This window comes from Stagnihabitans tardus (assembly GCF_009925085.1).
Taxonomy (GTDB): domain Bacteria; phylum Pseudomonadota; class Alphaproteobacteria; order Rhodobacterales; family Rhodobacteraceae; genus Stagnihabitans; species Stagnihabitans tardus.
In genome coordinates this window covers 17,909-32,456 of record NZ_JAABNR010000007.1, presented here as the reverse complement: position 1 = coordinate 32,456, position 14,548 = coordinate 17,909, and the positions used below count along the sequence as shown (strand labels likewise).

The following is a 14,548-nucleotide window of genomic DNA, read 5'->3' as shown; positions in this document are numbered from 1 at the left end:
CCGATGCGACAAGCTCGCAACTCTTTTGAGCACACTGCGCGAGACCTGTGATTCGGGCTTCGCCCTGGCCATCCACATCCGCCTGACCAGGCCCACGCTCTTGTTCCAGACCTATGACCCGGCCTGGAGCGACCATTACTCGGAGCATGGCTACATGCTCAGCGATCCGGTCGTGCACTGGGGCCTGGAAAACACCGGCCGGGTGATCTGGGACAGCCTGGCGGACAAGGACCCCGAAGGCGTCTTGACGGCCGCCCGCAACTTTGGCCTGCACCATGGCTGGACCCTGGCCCTGGGCGACAGGATGGACAAGACGATCGCGGGCTTTACCCGGTCGGACCGCGCCCATACGGCAGAGGAAATCGACCGGATGACGGCCATCATGACCGAGATCCACGAGATGACCGCCGATTTCAAGACCTGGCCCGCGGCCGAACAGGACCGGGCGCGCAGGCTCTAGCGCTGCGCCCAGGTGTTGCGGGTGGCGGGCGTGTCGAAGTCGAAACCAAAGGTCTCGATATCCTTGGCATACCAGTCGGCGACGATCTGGATGGTCTGCGGGGTGTAAAAGCTCTTCCAGTCCGGCGCGCTGCCCTTGCGGGTCACGTTGCGCGGCTGGATCGGAGAAGAGAGGCGGAAATAGGCCGCGCTCTCTTCGGTCAGATGTTCCTGCCGCAAGAGATCGGCGCCGATCCGCCCCGACGCATCGGTGACGTAATCGACCTGCGGATACCAGCCCCTGACCGCGCGATGCCAGAAGAAGGGCCGGTTGCCGTCCTCATGGCGGGTGTCGAGAAAGGCCTCGAAACTGGTCGTCGGCACCGAGGCGAATTTCGACCCCTGCTCCGCGATCAGCTGGGCGAAGCGAAAGCGCGAGACGACGCGGGCGAAGGGGTTGCGGATCACGGCCAGGGGCTGGACCCGCGACAGGATGCGCGGGCTGACATCGCAAAGCCGGGCATGGGCGATGCCGTGATGCTGGCCCGCCGCCCCCATGGCGCGGCGCAGGTCCATCAGGTAGGCGCGGTCCTTCAGGAAGGTCTTGTGGACCCCCACCATCTTCCAGCGCAACTGCGGCGCCATCCGCATCGAGACCCCGGCATTCTTCGGGATATGGATGAAGAGATGCCGTGCAGAGCCCGAATAGAGCGCCAGCATGGCCCGCAGATCATCCAGCGTGATCAGGGGCACATGGGCCAGAGGCTCGGGCGCGGCACTCATACCAGGCGTTCGACCATCATCTTCTTGATCTCGGCAATCGCCTTGGCCGGGTTCAGCCCCTTGGGGCAGGTCTTGGCGCAGTTCATGATCGTGTGGCAGCGATAGAGCTTGAACGGGTCTTCCAGGTCATCCAGCCGCTCTCCGGTGGCCTCGTCGCGGCTGTCGATGATCCAGCGATAGGCATGGAGCAGGGCCGCCGGCCCGAGGTATTTGTCGGAGTTCCACCAGTAAGACGGGCAAGAGGTCGAGCAGGACGCGCACATGACGCATTCGTAAAGCCCGTCGAGCTTGGAGCGGTCCTCGATCGACTGGCGCCACTCTTTCGCCGGGCGGTTGGTCTTGGTTTCCAGCCAGGGCATGATCGAGGCGTGTTGCGCGTAGAAATGCGTCAGGTCGGGGATCAGGTCCTTGATGACCGGCATATGGGGCAAGGGATAGATGCGGACATCGCCCTTGACCTCATCCAGGCCATAGATACAGGCGAGCGTGTTGATCCCGTCGATGTTCATGGCGCAGGAGCCGCAGATGCCTTCGCGGCAGGAGCGGCGGAAGGTCAGGGTCGGGTCGATCTCGTTCTTGATCTTGATCAGCGCGTCCAGGACCATCGGCCCGCATTTGTCGAGGTCGATGAAATAGGTGTCCACCCGGGGGTTCTCGCCATCATCGGGCGACCAGCGGTAGATCTGGAACTTGCGGATGTTCTTGCCATCCGGCTTGGGCCAGGTCTTTCCGGTGCGGATCTTGGAGTTCTTGGGGAGCGAAAACTGGACCATCTGTCAGCCTTACATCCGGGATTGCGGCAAGGAGGAGAAGGGGCGCGAGGGGCCCTGCCCTGCGCGGCTTTGCACGCAAGAGGCATAGACCGCATCGGGATCGCGCCCAAGGAGGTAGTCGGAAGAGATCGTGACGTCGAAAGCGCCGCCAAGGCCGCCCGAGCCCGCACCAAATGCGATCTGGCCGCGCGGTTGCTGGGCCAGGCGGGCCTCGTCCAGGCATTGCCGCTCGGCATCGGCGAGGGGGATCGGGCCACAGGCGGCAAGAAGCAAGAGGAGCGAGAGGCGTTTCATTGCAGCCCCGCATGGATATGGGTGGCACGGTGCTCCTTGCGGATCACCAGCTTCAGCCCCGACCAGGTGGCATCGACGGCGCAGACCTTGACGTCGACCAGGACGTCGGCAAGCGCCGCGTCGCGGATCAGGTCCTCGGTGAGGGAGGTCGGGACCTTGGAGGCCTTTTTCGGCCAGGAGACCCAGATCATCCCGTCAGAAGCGATCAGGTCGCGCAGGACCGGCAGGGCCGCGAGATCGGACTTTTCGGTGGAGAAAAGGTGGATGACGTCGCGGGCCCCTTCCGGGAGCGCGCGCCAGTCCGGCGCAAGCTCCAGCCGGCGAAAAAGGGCTGCGTCTTTCAGGCTTTGCAGGCTGTCCGGCAGGCGCACGAAGGCCACGGCCTGGCCGTCTTTCAGGCCGAGCTTCTTCGCGAGGGGCGTGCCGGAATAGCCTGCGGTGGTCATGGGCGGACCGCCGGGGGGCTGTCTGCCCCCCGACCCCCGAGAGATATTTGGGCCAAATTGAAAGCCATCAGAACTTGCGCTCCGCCGGGGCGATCTTTTTGAGGGAGATGCCGCCCTCGGCCTCGGTCGTCAGCGGGGCGGTGTGGACGGCGCGGTAGTCGAGTTTCACCTTTGCGCCATCGACCCAGGCCAGTGAGTGCTTGCGCCACTCGGCGTCGTTGCGGTGCGGGTGATCCTCATGCGCATGGGCGCCGCGGCTTTCGGTGCGGGCATGGGCGCCGTAGACCGTGGCCAAGGCGTTGGGCATGAGGTTCGTGAGCTCGAGCGTCTCCATCAGGTCGGAGTTCCAGACCAGCGAGCGGTCGGTGACCTTGATGTCGGACATGCGGGCGGCGATCTCGGTCATCTTCTTTTCGCCCTGGGCGAGGGTGGCCTCGGCGCGGAAGACGGCGGCGTCGCTTTGCATGGTGCGCTGCATGTCAAGGCGCAGCTCTGCCGTGGGGATGGCGCCGTTTGCATGGCGCAGACCGTCGAAGCGGGCGAGGGCCTTGTCGATCTCGGGCTTGTTCAGGGCGGGGGCGGCCTCTTTCGGGTTCACCACCTGGCCCGCGCGGATCGCCGCCGCCCGGCCAAAGACCACGAGGTCGATGAGCGAGTTCGAGCCCAGGCGGTTGGCGCCGTGGACCGATGCGCAGCCCGCCTCGCCCACGGCCATCAGGCCCGGGAAGACGGCGTCGGGATTGTCATGGGTGGGGTTCAGGACCTCGCCCCAATAGTTCGTCGGCACGCCGCCCATGTTGTAATGGACGGTGGGCAGGACGGGGATCGGCTCCTTGGTCAGGTCGACGCCGGCGAAGATGCGGGCGCTCTCGCTGATGCCGGGCAGGCGCAGGTCAAGCGTCTCTTTCGGCAGGTGCGAGAGGTTCAGGTGGATGTGGTCGCCATGTTCGCCCACGCCCCTGCCCTCGCGGATCTCCAGCGTCATGCAGCGGGAGACATAGTCGCGCGGCGCGAGGTCCTTGTAGTGGGGCGCATAGCGCTCCATGAAGCGTTCGCCGTTGGAGTTCGTCAGGTAGCCGCCCTCGCCGCGTGCGCCTTCGGTGATCAGGCAGCCCGAGCCATAGATGCCGGTCGGGTGGAACTGCACGAACTCCATGTCCTGAAGCGGCAGGCCTGCGCGGGCCACCATGCCGCCGCCGTCGCCGGTGCAGGTATGGGCCGAGGTCGCGGAGAAATAGGCGCGGCCATAGCCGCCGGTGGCCAGGACCGTCATCTTGGCATTGAAGACATGGATCGTGCCGTCATCGAGCTTCCAGGCGACGACGCCGGTGCAGCGGCCATCGGTGATGATCAGGTCAATGGCGAAATACTCGATGAAGAACTCGGCGTTGTTCTTCAGGGACTGCCCATAGAGCGTGTGCAGGATCGCGTGGCCGGTGCGGTCAGCCGCGGCGCAGGTGCGCTGCACCGGCGGGCCCTCACCGAATTCGGTCGTATGGCCGCCAAAGGGGCGCTGGTAGATCTTGCCCTCTTCGGTGCGGCTGAAAGGCACGCCGTAATGTTCCAGCTCGTAGACCGCCTTGGGGGCCTCGCGCGCCAGGTATTCCATGGCGTCGGTGTCGCCCAGCCAGTCCGAGCCCTTGACGGTGTCATACATGTGCCACTGCCAGGAATCCGGCCCCATGTTGCCCAAGGAGGCCGCGATGCCGCCCTGCGCGGCGACCGTGTGGGAGCGCGTCGGGAAGACCTTGGTCACGCAGGCCGTGCGCAGGCCCTGTTCGGCCATGCCGAGCGTCGCCCGGAGGCCCGCGCCGCCCGCACCCACGACGACCACGTCATAGTCATGCACTTCGTAAGGATAAGCGGTCATGTCGTCCTCAGGAGATCATCATGATGCGCAGCAGGGCCCAGAAGCCCACGGCGGCAATCAATGCGGCAAGGGAATAGACGGCGATCAGGGTGGCTTTGCGGGCAGAGCCGCGCAGGTAATCCTCGATCGCGCTGGTCGCGCCCTTGGCGAAGTGGCGCATGGCGACCACCAGGACCAGGGCGGTCAGGATCGCCGGGAAGGGCCGGGCGAAGGTGGCCAGGACCTCTGCCCGCGTGCCACCCAGGGCGCTGCCGAAGATGTAAAGCCAGGTCGGCACCAGGAAGGCCAGGATCACGGCGGTCACGGTCATCGACCAGTGATGCTCGGTCCCGGAATGGGCCGAGCCCTTGCCCACGGCGCGTTTGCGGTCGGTCAGATAGCGCATCATGCCCTCACAGGATCAGCAGCGTCAGGACGGTCAGGACGACCGATCCGATCACCATGGCCCAGCCGAGCTTCTCGGCCGTCTTGATCTCGAGCCCATGGCCCGCGTCGTAGTAGAGGTGACGAAGCCCGCCCAGGTAGTGATACCAGACCGCCCAGAGCGAGCCGGTGAAGACCAGCTTGCCGAACCACGAGGTCACGACCGCGTTGGCAAAGGCGAAATAGCTGTCCGAGATGGCCGCGGCCATCAGCCACCAGACCGCCAGGATCACCCCGGCCATGAGGCCAAGCCCGGTGATCCGGATCAGGATCGACGAAATCGAAGTGATCTGCGGCCGGTAGTAGGGCCCGATCATGAAAGGCGACAGGGGCCGTTCGACCCGTTTCGCCGGAGTGGTCTTGCTGGACATGGCTGCCCTCTCGCTTGGTCCGCCTGCGGCCCACATGCTGCGCCGCAGAAGCTAAGGTTTTCTTAGCGTCAAAATTTAATCTGTCACGCGCGATATCATACCAAAAACCGGGCGAGGCGGAAATGTCGCGGAGAATCTTGCATTTGTGATCACGGCTAGAAAAACCGTGATCACAAAAATCAACCCCCGAGCAGGGTCACATCCCAGGTCAGGTCTACCCCAAGATAGGGCGCGTAATCGCTGCCATCGGCCACATAGCCGCTCAGCGTCGAAGCCGTGCCGATGGCATAATCCGCCTGAAGCTCCCATTCGGTCGAATAGTCGCCGGGGGCATGGTTCACGGTGAAGCTGGGCGTCAGGGTCACGCGGTCGGCCAGGGTGAAGTCGCGCGACAGCGTCGCCTCCTGCGTCGTCAGCTTCAGGTCAGGGTCATGGCTGACCTCGAGCGCGGTGTCGAAACCGGCCAGCGGCAGGCCCAGGGTCAGGTCGAGGGAGCCGCAGCAATCCCCGCCATCCCTGGGATAAATGTAGCGGGTATAGGCCGCATCCACATCCAGCGTGCCGAAAGTGTTGCGGTAGCCGACATAAAGATCGGCCTCGTTCAGCAGGTTGTCCTTGTAGATGTCATAGGACAGGCCGGCGTAAAGCCCGCTGAACTCGGCCTCGACATAGGCGCCGGCGCTTTGGCGCGCGCCGGGGTCGTCCTCGGTGGTCAGGCTCAGCGAGAGGCCGCCGGTCACGACGGGGCCTTCGGCCAGGGCGGGTGAAGCAAGCGCAAGCAGAAGCGCGAGGGAAAGTCGCATGGCGGCAGGCCTTTCGATTGGATGGACCAACCGTATCAGGCCTGAGGGCAGAGGCAAGGAAGCCTTTGTGATCACAAAGCCCGCTCAGGGATTGGCGCGCCACAGGGCTTGCAGGTCCTCGGCATATTCGTTGCACATGGTGATGGTCTTGTCGTCGGGCGAGTAAAAGGCATTGGCCTCGCCGCAATCGGCCACCACGACAGTGACCTCGACCGGCAGGCCGATGACCTCGTTCAAGGCCGCGACCTCTTCGGCCAGGAGGTCGGCGAGATCCTGCCCCTCCTGCCCCGGCGCCATGACGAGGCCCGCCATCTCGGGCCCCGGGACGGCCTGGTCCAGAACCGTGCCCCAGGCGGCGCGGGCCTGGTCATATTCATAGGGGCAGCTTTCCAGTTTCTCTTCGGGCAGTTCCAGGTCCAGGGCCATTTGCCGCCGCTCTTCGGGATTGGCGCCGTAGAACAGGCAGACCACCGCGTAATAGCGCTGGATGTCCAGCGAATGGACATCGGCGAAGGAGCTTTCGTCGGGCTCGAGGTTGGGGTCGCTGGCGCGCAGGGCGTAGCTGGTGGCGTCGGCGGTCAGGATCGCGGTCGCAGCCTCTTCCTGCCAGCCGTCATGCATGAGGATGACGGAAAGCGTATCGGCCGCATCCTCTTCCTTGCCCAGAACCGGCACTTGCAGCACGTCGATCAGCGCATGGCCGAGCTCGTGGTAGAAGGTGGCGATGACCTCGCCCGCGATGAAATCGGCCTCGTCGGGGTCGTCGGGAAAGACGAAGGGCGCCGAAAGCGCCGGACCCGCCACAAGACACAGAACCGCAACGCACCGCTTGAACATGGCAACCTCCGCTTTCGGGAAGGCTGCCACAGGCTCAAAGCGGGATCAACGCCCAGTAATCCAGATCGAGCAGCACCGATGCCTCGTATTTTCCCGAAGCGTCGCGCAGGACACCGGGGGCGCCGCGCGTGGCCACGAGCCGCAGCCGCAGGGCGCCCACCCCGGGGGAGGAGGTCTCGGCGCGCTCCAGCACCTCGGACCAGGCGCGGACGGTGTCGCCGGCGAAACAGGGGTTCACATGGGCGCCGCCGTTCAGGGCCACGATCAGATGCGCATTGGCCAGGCCGTTGAAGGAGAGCGCCCGGGCCAGGCTGATGACATGGCCGCCATAGATCAGCCTTTTGCCATCCGGGCGCTGGGTCGTGTCGAAATGCACCTTGGCGGTGTTCTGCCAGAGCCGCGTGGCCAGCATGTGCTCGGCCTCTTCGATGGTGACACCGTCGACATGGTCGATGACCTCGCCGGGGGCATGGTCGCCCCAGCGGTGCGGTTCGCCCGAAAGGGTGAAGTCATGGCGGGTGAAGTCCAGGCCCGGCGGGACCACCAGGTCTAGCGGGGCGACGACGGGGGAGAGAACCGGCGCGGTGGCCGCCCCGGTGGGCGCCGTGCCGCGCTTCTTCACCATGACCCAGCGGACATAGGTCAGGACCGGGACGCCGTGCTGGTTGCGCCCCGTGGTGCGGACCCAGACCACGCCGGTCGTCCCGCTGGAGTTCTCTTTCAACCCGATGACTTCGGAGGTTGCCGTGAGCGTATCCCCCGGCCAGACCGGCTCCAGCCAGCGCCCCTCGGCATAACCGAGGTTGGCCACGGCGTTCAGGGAAATGTCCGGGACGGTCTTGCCGAAGACGGTATGGAAGGTGATCAGGTCGTCCATCGGGCTGGCCTTCAGCCCGCAGGCCTGGGCGAAGGCGTCCGAGGAATGGAGCGCCCCCCGCGCCGGGTAAAGCGCGTGATAGATCGCCCGCTCTCCGCCCGAGATTGTGCGGGGGACGGCATGGGCGATGACCTCGCCCATGCGGTAATCCTCGAAGAAACGGCCCGGATTGGTTTTCATGTCTTCCCTAATGGTGGGTTGGCACCCACCCTACGTTTGCGGGTAGGGTGGGTGCCAACCCACCGCGCCCTCATTGCTCGCCCAGCTTCACCTCGGGCGTATAGGTCCCCGGCGCCTCCTTGGTGACCGCCTGGCCGCAGCGCATCACGCCGCGGGCGGCGTCGAAGGCATAGGTGGGGGCGCCATGCAGCTCCCAGCCCTTGTTCAGCGCGGCCGTCACCTTGTGGCAAAAGGCCGAAGTGTCGTCGTCGGACAAAAAGCGATAGAGCCGCATCTCAGCCCCCCACCGCCGGATAGCCCAGCCAGCCATGCAGCCAGATGATCCCGCCCATCAGCACCAGGGCGCCCGCGACATGGGCGATATCGGCCACCAAGGGCCCCGGAGCGGGCCGGGTCCAGGAGCGGTTCGCGCGGTTGATCACGATGACCTCGACCACGGCCCAGGCCAGCATGCCACCAAACAGCACCACCGAGGCGAGGTCGCCGTTCACCAGAAGATGCGCCAGCGCCCAGGTCTTGACCCCGGTCAGCATCGGGTGACGCATGAGGCTCTGCATGCGGCCCCGGTTGGCCTGCATCGTCACCAGGATCACCGCAAAGACCATGAGCAAGTTATTGACATGGCGCAGGAAAAGCGGCGGCTCCCAAAGGTGCACGAAATCGGCCGCGCGATAGCCCGTGACCATCAGGTAAAGCGAGACCAGAAGCGCCAGGGTCACGAGGCCCTTGCCCGGCCCCTCCCCCAGCCGCGCCCGAAGCCCGGGCGCCAGGCGTTTCAGAAGATGGGCGGCGGCCCAGAGAAGAACCCCAAGGATCAGAAGTGTCATGTCATTCCCGCAATGGCTCGGGCCTTGTCCAGCGTGGCCCGTGCCGTGACGATATGCAGGTTTTCGACGATCTTGCCATCCAGAACCGCAACGCCCTCGCCCCGTGTCGCCGCCTCCTCGAAGGCCGCGATCTGGCGACGGGCGAGGTCGACCTCGGCCTCGGAGGGCGCGAAGATGCGGTTGGCGACCTCCAGCTGGTCGGGATGGATCAACGTCTTGCCGTCAAAGCCCAGGTCGCGGCCCTGGATGCACTCGGCCTCCAGCCCGGCAAGGTCCTTGAAGGCGTTATAGACCCCGTCAACCGCCAGCTTGCCATGGGCGCGGGCGGCCAGAAGGCAAAGGCCAAGCCCGGTCGCAAGCCCCGCCCGGTCCGGCCGGAACCGCGCGCCGAGGTCCTTCAAGAGGTCGTTGGTCCCCATGACCAGTCCCGCCAGGCGCGGATGGGCGGCAATGGCCCCCGCGTTCAGCATGGCCAGGGGCGTCTCCATCATGGCCCAAAGCGGCTTCTCGCCCGGCAGGTCCAGGTCGGCAGGCCCATTCACCTTGGGCAGCAAGATCCCGTCCACCCCGGGATGGTCCGCAAAGGCCGCAACATCCGCCGCGCCCCATTCGGTGCCCGCGCCATTCACCCGCACCAGCCGCAGGCGCGGTCCGTAATCCACCTCTGACAGCATCTGCGCCAGAAGATCGCGCGCGGCCACCTTCTCTCCGGGCGCCACGGCATCCTCGAGGTCGAAGATGATGGCGTCGCAGGGCAGGCTCGCCGCCTTGTCCAAGGCCCGCGCCTTGGACCCCGGGATGTACAGGACCGACCGCATCAAAGCCATGATTCCTCCGCGCAACAATCTTGCGTCAGATGGCACGATGCCGCCACTTTCCGCAAGCGCCATTTTGCCGCGCCGCAGAAAAACCGTCTCCCAAAGGCGCACCCCGCGTTAACCGAATATCAGCACCCCGGGCGCAGCCTGATCCGGCCAGAACGGCAAACGGTCAGGGCGGCCGCTTCCGCCCCGGGGTTCGACCCATGGAAAGGACCTTCTTCGCGCTCTGCCTCCTGGGCCTTGCCCTGCCCGCCCAGGCCGACCCGCGCCCCTGCGCGGCCCATGACACCATCGCCAGGGCCCTGATGGACCAATATGGCGAAAGCGCCCATGCCATGGGCCTGGCCGAGGATTCCACGGTGATGGAGCTTTACGCCGCCCCCACGACCGGAACCTGGACGCTGACCGTCACCATGCCCAACGGCGTCACCTGCCTGGTGGCCACGGGCAAGAATTTCGAATCCATCGCGCCGACCCAGGTCAAGGGCGACCCGACCTAAAGCAATGAGAAGAGCGTGATCAGCGGCTCGACCCCGGTCAGGCCCTTGATCACCAGGTCGATCCCGATCACCAGCAAAGACCAGGTGACGAAGGTGAAAAACGCCTTCTCCGGCAGGCGCTTGACCGCCCAGACCCCGGCAAAGACCGAGACCGCCGCCACCGGCATCAGGTAAAGCGCGGTCTCCAGGCTTTGCAGCGTGATGCGGCCGACGAACCAATAGGGGATCAGCTTCAAGGCGTTGATATAGGCGAAGGCGATGGTCGAGGTTCCGGCAAAGACCGCCTTCTTCATCCCCAGCGGCAGGGTAAAGACCTGGTAGGGCGGCCCGCCCGTGTGGCTGACATAGCTCGTGAAGCCCGCGATGGTGCACCAGAAGACCCCCGGCGCGACCTCCGCCCGCTTCGCCGCTGCCACGACAGCCCGCCGCAAGAGCTGGTTCAGGCTGAAAGCCACGGCAATGACACCGACCAGCACCGTCACCCAGTTCTCGGGGATCTGCTTGTCGGTCAGCCAACCCAGAGCCACGCCAAAGCTCATCCCCAGGCAGGCGATCCACAAGACGCGCCGGTCGAACTCCTTGCGATAGGCGTAAAGCCCGAACATGTCCGAGACGACATAGACCGGCAGCATCAGCCCCGCCGCCAGCGCCGGAGACATGGCCAGCGACATGACCGGCACCGTCAGGGCGCCCACGATGGGCAAGCCCCCCTTGCCCGCCCCGGTCAGGACCGCACCGATCATCGCCACGAGCCAGAACTGCCAAGTGTCCATCTTTTTGCTTTCAATTTGGCCCAAATATCCCGGGGGAAAGGCCGCAGGCCCTGGGGACAGAGCCCCCGCCCGAGCTCCGTTAGCGCAATCTGAGGCATTTCACCACCCCCGCAGCCCTTTGCCGCAGCGCAGCGCTCTTGCCAGACGCCCCCCTTGCGCTTATGCCAGCGACGTCAACTTCCATGCCAAGGGGGGATTTCCATGGCCAGACCGAAGATTGCGCTGATCGGCGCGGGGCAAATCGGGGGCACGCTTGCCCACCTCGCCGCGATCAAAGAGCTGGGGGATGTGATCCTCTTCGACATCGCCGAGGGCACGCCCCAGGGCAAGGCGCTGGATATCGCGCAATCGGGCCCCATCGAGGGCTTCGATGCGACGCTGAAGGGCGCCAATTCCTATGCCGATATCGCGGGCGCCGATGTCTGCATCGTCACCGCCGGTGTCCCCCGCAAGCCGGGAATGAGCCGCGATGACCTCCTGGGCATCAACCTCAAGGTCATGAAGGCCGTGGGCGAGGGTCTGAAAGAGCACGCGCCGAACGCTTTCGTGATCTGCATCACCAACCCGCTCGATGCCATGGTCTGGGCTTTGCGCGAATTCTCCGGCCTGCCGCACCACAAGGTCGTCGGCATGGCGGGCGTCCTTGATTCGGGCCGCTTCCGGCATTTCCTGGCGACCGAGTTCAACGTCTCGATGAAGGACGTGACCGCCTTCGTCCTCGGCGGCCATGGCGACACGATGGTGCCGCTGGCGCGCTATTCGACCGTGGCCGGCATCCCGCTGCCCGACCTGGTGAAGATGGGCTGGACCACGCAGGAAAAGCTCGACAGCATCATCCAGCGCACCCGTGATGGCGGCGCCGAGATCGTGGGCCTGTTGAAGACCGGTTCGGCCTTCTATGCCCCCGCAGCCTCCGCGATCGAGATGGCGGAAGCCTATCTCAAGGACCAAAAGCGCCTCCTTCCCGTGGCCGCCTATGTCAAGGGCGCCTTCGGTCTGGATGGCATGTATGTCGGCGTTCCGGTGATCCTGGGCGCGGGCGGCGTCGAGCGTCTGGTCGAAATCCAGATGACCGCAGACGAGAACGCCATGTTCCAGAAGTCGGTCGATGCCGTGAAGGGCCTCGTCACCGCCTGCAAGGCCATCGACCCCTCGCTGGCCTGACCATCTGACCCTTGCGGAAAGCGCGCCCCCGTGGCGCGCTTTTTGCTTTTCCGCAGCCTGGCCTGGCCCTAACCTTGCGCCGGATGCGTTCTTCGGGCAAAGACCCCCATCTCGCAAAGGAGCCCCCACATGGACTATTCGAAATCCGGCAGCGCCAAGGGCGCAAAGGGCCGCCCCGCCTTCGACGGCCAGAACCGCTTCGGCGCGCCCAAGCAGCCGCATGGCCAGCACCCTTCCAAGGAAGAGCTCCTGGCCCGCATGAAAGCCGCCGCCGAGAAGAAGGCCGCCGAGTCCAAGAACGGCTGATCCCATGTCCTTCGCCGCCGAGCTCGAATCCCGCCTCACCCGCTATTGCGCCATCGACAGCCAAAGCGATGCGGGCTCTGCCACTTCGCCCTCGACCGAGGTGCAATTCGGCATGCTGCGGCTTCTGGTGGCCGAGCTGCGCGAGATCGGCGCCGAGGATGTGACCCTGACCGATTACGGCGCCGTGCTGGCGACGATCCCGGCCACGGCGCAGGGGCCCACCATCGCCTTCCTCGCCCATGTCGACACCGCCCCGCAGTACAAGGCGACGGGCGTCAAGCCCCGCGTCCATCGCGGCTACAACGGCGGGGCGATCACTTATCCGCTCAACCCCGATCTGGTGCTCTCCCCCGAGACCTCGCCCGAGCTGGCCAAGAAGATCGGCCATACGATCGTGACCGCCAGCGGCGACACGCTTCTGGGCGCCGATGACAAGGCGGGCGTGGCGATCATCATGGCGGCCGCGCGCCAGCTGCTGGCCAACCCCGTCCCCCATGGCAAGATCCGCATCGCCTTCACCCCCGACGAGGAGATCGGCCGCGGCGTCAATCCGCAGCTGCCCCGCGATCTGGCCGCCGATTTCGCCTATACATTCGACGGCGGCAAGGTCGGCGAGATCGAGTTCGAGAGCTTCTCCGCCGATGGTGCCACGGTGACGATCACCGGCGTTTCCGCCCATCCCGGCTATGCCACGGGCAAAATGGTCAATGCCACGACTCTGGCCGCGAAGCTCCTTATGGCCCTGCCGCAAAGCCGGACGCCCGAGAACACCCAAGACCGCGAGGGCTTCATCCATGTCACCGACATGGCGGGCGGTTCCTCCGAGGTCACCATCCGCCTGATCCTGCGCGACTTCGAGCGCGAGGGACTTGCCGCCAAGGGCGCCCTCTTGCAAGACGCCTGCGCCAGGCTCCAGGCCGAGGAACCCCGCGCGAAAATCTCCTGCGAAATCAAGCCGCAATACCGCAACATGCGCTATTGGCTGGAAAAGGACATGACCCCGGTGACCCGCGCATTGGACGCCGCGCGCGCCCTCGGCCTCACCCCCTCGACCACGCCCATTCGCGGCGGCACCGACGGCTCGCGCCTGACCGAGATGGGGCTCCCCTGCCCCAATCTCTTCACCGGCATGGCCGAAATCCACGGGCCTTTGGAATGGGTCTCGATCCAGGATATGGAGGTCGCCACCAACCTCATGCTCAAGATCGTCTCCCCCTGACCCGAGAGAGCCCCCCGCTCTTTCAACTTGGCTCAAATACTCCCACGGGGGTCCGGGGGTGTGAAACCCCCGGCTTCAGCAACGGGTCCGGGGGTGTGAAACCCCCGGGCGTGTCCCACAAGAGCATCGCCCAAGGCCCTGTAAAGCCAGATGAAACCGATCTCCCCCTATCACGCCCCCGGCTTCTACGACGAGGCGCTGGCCAAGGGTCGCCACCGCGACATCGTGGGCGGGCGGTGGGAGGAGACGGGCCTCGTCCAGATGCAGCTTCTGCTGGCCCAGGGGCTGGACCCGCATCACAAGCTCCTCGACATCGGCGCGGGAAGCCTCCGCCTCGGCTGCCGCGCGGTGCCTTATCTGAACCCCGGCAATTATTGGGCGACCGACCTCTCCGGCGCGCTTCTTCAGCGCGGCTACCGCGATGAGATCGCCGACAAATCCCGCCTCCCCGCCACCCAGCTGATCGAAGATGCGAGTTTCGACCTCCCCGGCGTGCCGCAAGACATCGACTTCGCCATCTGCTTTGCCGTCTTCACCCATCTGCCGCTCTCGCACCTGGCCGAGGCCCTGCCGAAACTGCGCCAGAAACTCCCCCGCCTGCAAAAGCTCCTCTTCACCGTCTTCCTCGCTCCGGATGAGGGCTATGACAAACCCCATCGCCAGCCCGATGGCGTCGTGACGCACCCGGACCGCTTCCCCTGGCACCACCGCGAAGCAGAGGTGCTCGCTTGCGCAAGCACGGCGGGGTTCGTGGCCACGCTGTCAGACCCCTATCTGCCCCGGGGTCAAAGGCTCTGCCTCTGCCTGCCCGGCTAGACAAATCCGGGCGAAAGGCGCAGCCTG

The 14,548-nt window shown here is 65.6% G+C and carries 20 protein-coding genes; 6 read left to right on the top strand and 14 right to left on the bottom strand.

The window, feature by feature from the left end:
- Positions 1-25 precede the first annotated feature (25 nt).
- On the top strand, positions 26-460 hold the full coding sequence (locus GV832_RS08775; protein WP_168774479.1) for an autoinducer binding domain-containing protein: 435 nt from the start codon (positions 26-28) through the stop codon (positions 458-460).
- Here GV832_RS08775 and GV832_RS08770 read toward each other — a convergent pair.
- The 13 genes from GV832_RS08770 to GV832_RS08710 all read right to left on the bottom strand — a co-directional run bounded on the left by GV832_RS08770 (position 457) and on the right by GV832_RS08710 (position 9,749).
- Positions 457-1,221: a sulfotransferase family 2 domain-containing protein gene (locus tag GV832_RS08770; RefSeq protein ID WP_168774478.1), complete on the bottom strand. Its 765-nt coding sequence runs from the start codon at positions 1,219-1,221 to the stop codon at positions 457-459. The genes GV832_RS08775 and GV832_RS08770 overlap by 4 nt on opposite strands.
- Positions 1,218-1,994, bottom strand: a complete 777-nt coding sequence (locus GV832_RS08765) for a succinate dehydrogenase iron-sulfur subunit (RefSeq protein WP_168774477.1) — start codon at positions 1,992-1,994, stop codon at positions 1,218-1,220. The genes GV832_RS08770 and GV832_RS08765 overlap by 4 nt, the downstream gene beginning before the upstream one ends.
- 9 nt (positions 1,995-2,003) lie before the next feature.
- Positions 2,004-2,288 carry a hypothetical protein gene (locus GV832_RS08760; protein ID WP_168774476.1) on the bottom strand — a complete coding sequence of 95 codons (285 nt, stop codon included), beginning with the start codon at positions 2,286-2,288 and terminating at the stop codon, positions 2,004-2,006.
- Positions 2,285-2,734, bottom strand: a complete 450-nt coding sequence (locus GV832_RS08755) for a DUF3052 family protein (RefSeq protein WP_168774475.1) — start codon at positions 2,732-2,734, stop codon at positions 2,285-2,287. The genes GV832_RS08760 and GV832_RS08755 overlap by 4 nt, the downstream gene beginning before the upstream one ends.
- Before the next feature lie 67 nt (positions 2,735-2,801).
- The gene (gene sdhA, locus GV832_RS08750) at positions 2,802-4,604 is read right to left on the bottom strand and encodes a succinate dehydrogenase flavoprotein subunit (protein ID WP_168774474.1); all 1,803 of its coding nucleotides are present in this window, start codon (positions 4,602-4,604) and stop codon (positions 2,802-2,804) included.
- Between the two features lie 7 nt (positions 4,605-4,611).
- Positions 4,612-4,989, bottom strand: a complete 378-nt coding sequence (gene sdhD, locus GV832_RS08745) for a succinate dehydrogenase, hydrophobic membrane anchor protein (RefSeq protein ID WP_168774618.1) — start codon at positions 4,987-4,989, stop codon at positions 4,612-4,614.
- A 7-nt stretch (positions 4,990-4,996) separates the two neighbouring features.
- Positions 4,997-5,398 carry a succinate dehydrogenase, cytochrome b556 subunit gene (sdhC, locus tag GV832_RS08740; RefSeq protein WP_168774473.1) on the bottom strand — a complete coding sequence of 134 codons (402 nt, stop codon included), beginning with the start codon at positions 5,396-5,398 and terminating at the stop codon, positions 4,997-4,999.
- Positions 5,399-5,577: 179 nt separating this feature from the next.
- Positions 5,578-6,201, bottom strand: coding sequence for a TorF family putative porin (locus tag GV832_RS08735; protein WP_168774472.1), 624 nt, complete (start codon positions 6,199-6,201; stop codon positions 5,578-5,580).
- An 84-nt stretch (positions 6,202-6,285) separates the two neighbouring features.
- Positions 6,286-7,038, bottom strand: coding sequence for a DUF4344 domain-containing metallopeptidase (locus tag GV832_RS08730; protein ID WP_168774471.1), 753 nt, complete (start codon positions 7,036-7,038; stop codon positions 6,286-6,288).
- A 34-nt stretch (positions 7,039-7,072) separates the two neighbouring features.
- Positions 7,073-8,095 carry a MaoC family dehydratase gene (locus tag GV832_RS08725; RefSeq protein WP_168774470.1) on the bottom strand — a complete coding sequence of 341 codons (1,023 nt, stop codon included), beginning with the start codon at positions 8,093-8,095 and terminating at the stop codon, positions 7,073-7,075.
- Positions 8,096-8,165: 70 nt separating this feature from the next.
- Entirely contained in the window at positions 8,166-8,369 is a 204-nt protein-coding gene (locus GV832_RS08720) for a DUF1737 domain-containing protein (RefSeq protein WP_168774469.1), read from the bottom strand.
- A gap of 1 nt (position 8,370) precedes the next feature.
- The gene (locus tag GV832_RS08715) at positions 8,371-8,922 is read right to left on the bottom strand and encodes an NnrU family protein (RefSeq protein ID WP_168774468.1); all 552 of its coding nucleotides are present in this window, start codon (positions 8,920-8,922) and stop codon (positions 8,371-8,373) included.
- Positions 8,919-9,749: an HpcH/HpaI aldolase/citrate lyase family protein gene (locus GV832_RS08710; protein WP_168774467.1), complete on the bottom strand. Its 831-nt coding sequence runs from the start codon at positions 9,747-9,749 to the stop codon at positions 8,919-8,921. The genes GV832_RS08715 and GV832_RS08710 overlap by 4 nt, the downstream gene beginning before the upstream one ends.
- Before the next feature lie 197 nt (positions 9,750-9,946).
- Between GV832_RS08710 and GV832_RS08705 the strand changes: the two genes are divergently transcribed.
- Positions 9,947-10,243: a hypothetical protein gene (locus GV832_RS08705; protein ID WP_168774466.1), complete on the top strand. Its 297-nt coding sequence runs from the start codon at positions 9,947-9,949 to the stop codon at positions 10,241-10,243.
- Here GV832_RS08705 and GV832_RS08700 read toward each other — a convergent pair.
- Positions 10,240-11,016, bottom strand: coding sequence for a sulfite exporter TauE/SafE family protein (locus GV832_RS08700; protein WP_168774465.1), 777 nt, complete (start codon positions 11,014-11,016; stop codon positions 10,240-10,242). The two genes, GV832_RS08705 and GV832_RS08700, sit on opposite strands and share 4 nt — an antisense overlap.
- 201 nt (positions 11,017-11,217) lie before the next feature.
- Between GV832_RS08700 and mdh the strand changes: the two genes are divergently transcribed.
- From mdh to GV832_RS08680, 4 genes are all read left to right on the top strand, one after another.
- A complete protein-coding gene (gene mdh / locus GV832_RS08695; RefSeq protein ID WP_168774464.1) occupies positions 11,218-12,180 on the top strand; it encodes a malate dehydrogenase in 963 nt (320 codons plus the stop codon).
- Between the two features lie 129 nt (positions 12,181-12,309).
- Positions 12,310-12,486: a hypothetical protein gene (locus tag GV832_RS08690; RefSeq protein WP_168774463.1), complete on the top strand. Its 177-nt coding sequence runs from the start codon at positions 12,310-12,312 to the stop codon at positions 12,484-12,486.
- A 4-nt stretch (positions 12,487-12,490) separates the two neighbouring features.
- Positions 12,491-13,705: a peptidase T gene (gene pepT, locus GV832_RS08685; protein WP_168774462.1), complete on the top strand. Its 1,215-nt coding sequence runs from the start codon at positions 12,491-12,493 to the stop codon at positions 13,703-13,705.
- Between the two features lie 150 nt (positions 13,706-13,855).
- Positions 13,856-14,521: a class I SAM-dependent methyltransferase gene (locus GV832_RS08680; RefSeq protein ID WP_168774461.1), complete on the top strand. Its 666-nt coding sequence runs from the start codon at positions 13,856-13,858 to the stop codon at positions 14,519-14,521.
- Positions 14,522-14,548 lie beyond the last annotated feature (27 nt).

Coding starts and splice junctions, on each gene's coding strand:
- sdhD (WP_168774618.1), bottom strand. CDS start 4,989: ATGCGCTATCTGACCGACCGCAAACGCGCCGTGGGCAAGGGCTCGGCC.
- GV832_RS08735 (WP_168774472.1), bottom strand. CDS start 6,201: ATGCGACTTTCCCTCGCGCTTCTGCTTGCGCTTGCTTCACCCGCCCTG.
- mdh (WP_168774464.1), top strand. CDS start 11,218: ATGGCCAGACCGAAGATTGCGCTGATCGGCGCGGGGCAAATCGGGGGC.
- GV832_RS08710 (WP_168774467.1), bottom strand. CDS start 9,749: ATGGCTTTGATGCGGTCGGTCCTGTACATCCCGGGGTCCAAGGCGCGG.
- GV832_RS08725 (WP_168774470.1), bottom strand. CDS start 8,095: ATGAAAACCAATCCGGGCCGTTTCTTCGAGGATTACCGCATGGGCGAG.
- GV832_RS08770 (WP_168774478.1), bottom strand. CDS start 1,221: ATGAGTGCCGCGCCCGAGCCTCTGGCCCATGTGCCCCTGATCACGCTG.
- GV832_RS08705 (WP_168774466.1), top strand. CDS start 9,947: ATGGAAAGGACCTTCTTCGCGCTCTGCCTCCTGGGCCTTGCCCTGCCC.
- GV832_RS08720 (WP_168774469.1), bottom strand. CDS start 8,369: ATGCGGCTCTATCGCTTTTTGTCCGACGACGACACTTCGGCCTTTTGC.
- pepT (WP_168774462.1), top strand. CDS start 12,491: ATGTCCTTCGCCGCCGAGCTCGAATCCCGCCTCACCCGCTATTGCGCC.
- GV832_RS08760 (WP_168774476.1), bottom strand. CDS start 2,288: ATGAAACGCCTCTCGCTCCTCTTGCTTCTTGCCGCCTGTGGCCCGATC.
- GV832_RS08755 (WP_168774475.1), bottom strand. CDS start 2,734: ATGACCACCGCAGGCTATTCCGGCACGCCCCTCGCGAAGAAGCTCGGC.
- GV832_RS08680 (WP_168774461.1), top strand. CDS start 13,856: ATGAAACCGATCTCCCCCTATCACGCCCCCGGCTTCTACGACGAGGCG.
- GV832_RS08765 (WP_168774477.1), bottom strand. CDS start 1,994: ATGGTCCAGTTTTCGCTCCCCAAGAACTCCAAGATCCGCACCGGAAAG.
- GV832_RS08730 (WP_168774471.1), bottom strand. CDS start 7,038: ATGTTCAAGCGGTGCGTTGCGGTTCTGTGTCTTGTGGCGGGTCCGGCG.
- sdhC (WP_168774473.1), bottom strand. CDS start 5,398: ATGTCCAGCAAGACCACTCCGGCGAAACGGGTCGAACGGCCCCTGTCG.
- GV832_RS08700 (WP_168774465.1), bottom strand. CDS start 11,016: ATGGACACTTGGCAGTTCTGGCTCGTGGCGATGATCGGTGCGGTCCTG.
- sdhA (WP_168774474.1), bottom strand. CDS start 4,604: ATGACCGCTTATCCTTACGAAGTGCATGACTATGACGTGGTCGTCGTG.
- GV832_RS08715 (WP_168774468.1), bottom strand. CDS start 8,922: ATGACACTTCTGATCCTTGGGGTTCTTCTCTGGGCCGCCGCCCATCTT.
- GV832_RS08690 (WP_168774463.1), top strand. CDS start 12,310: ATGGACTATTCGAAATCCGGCAGCGCCAAGGGCGCAAAGGGCCGCCCC.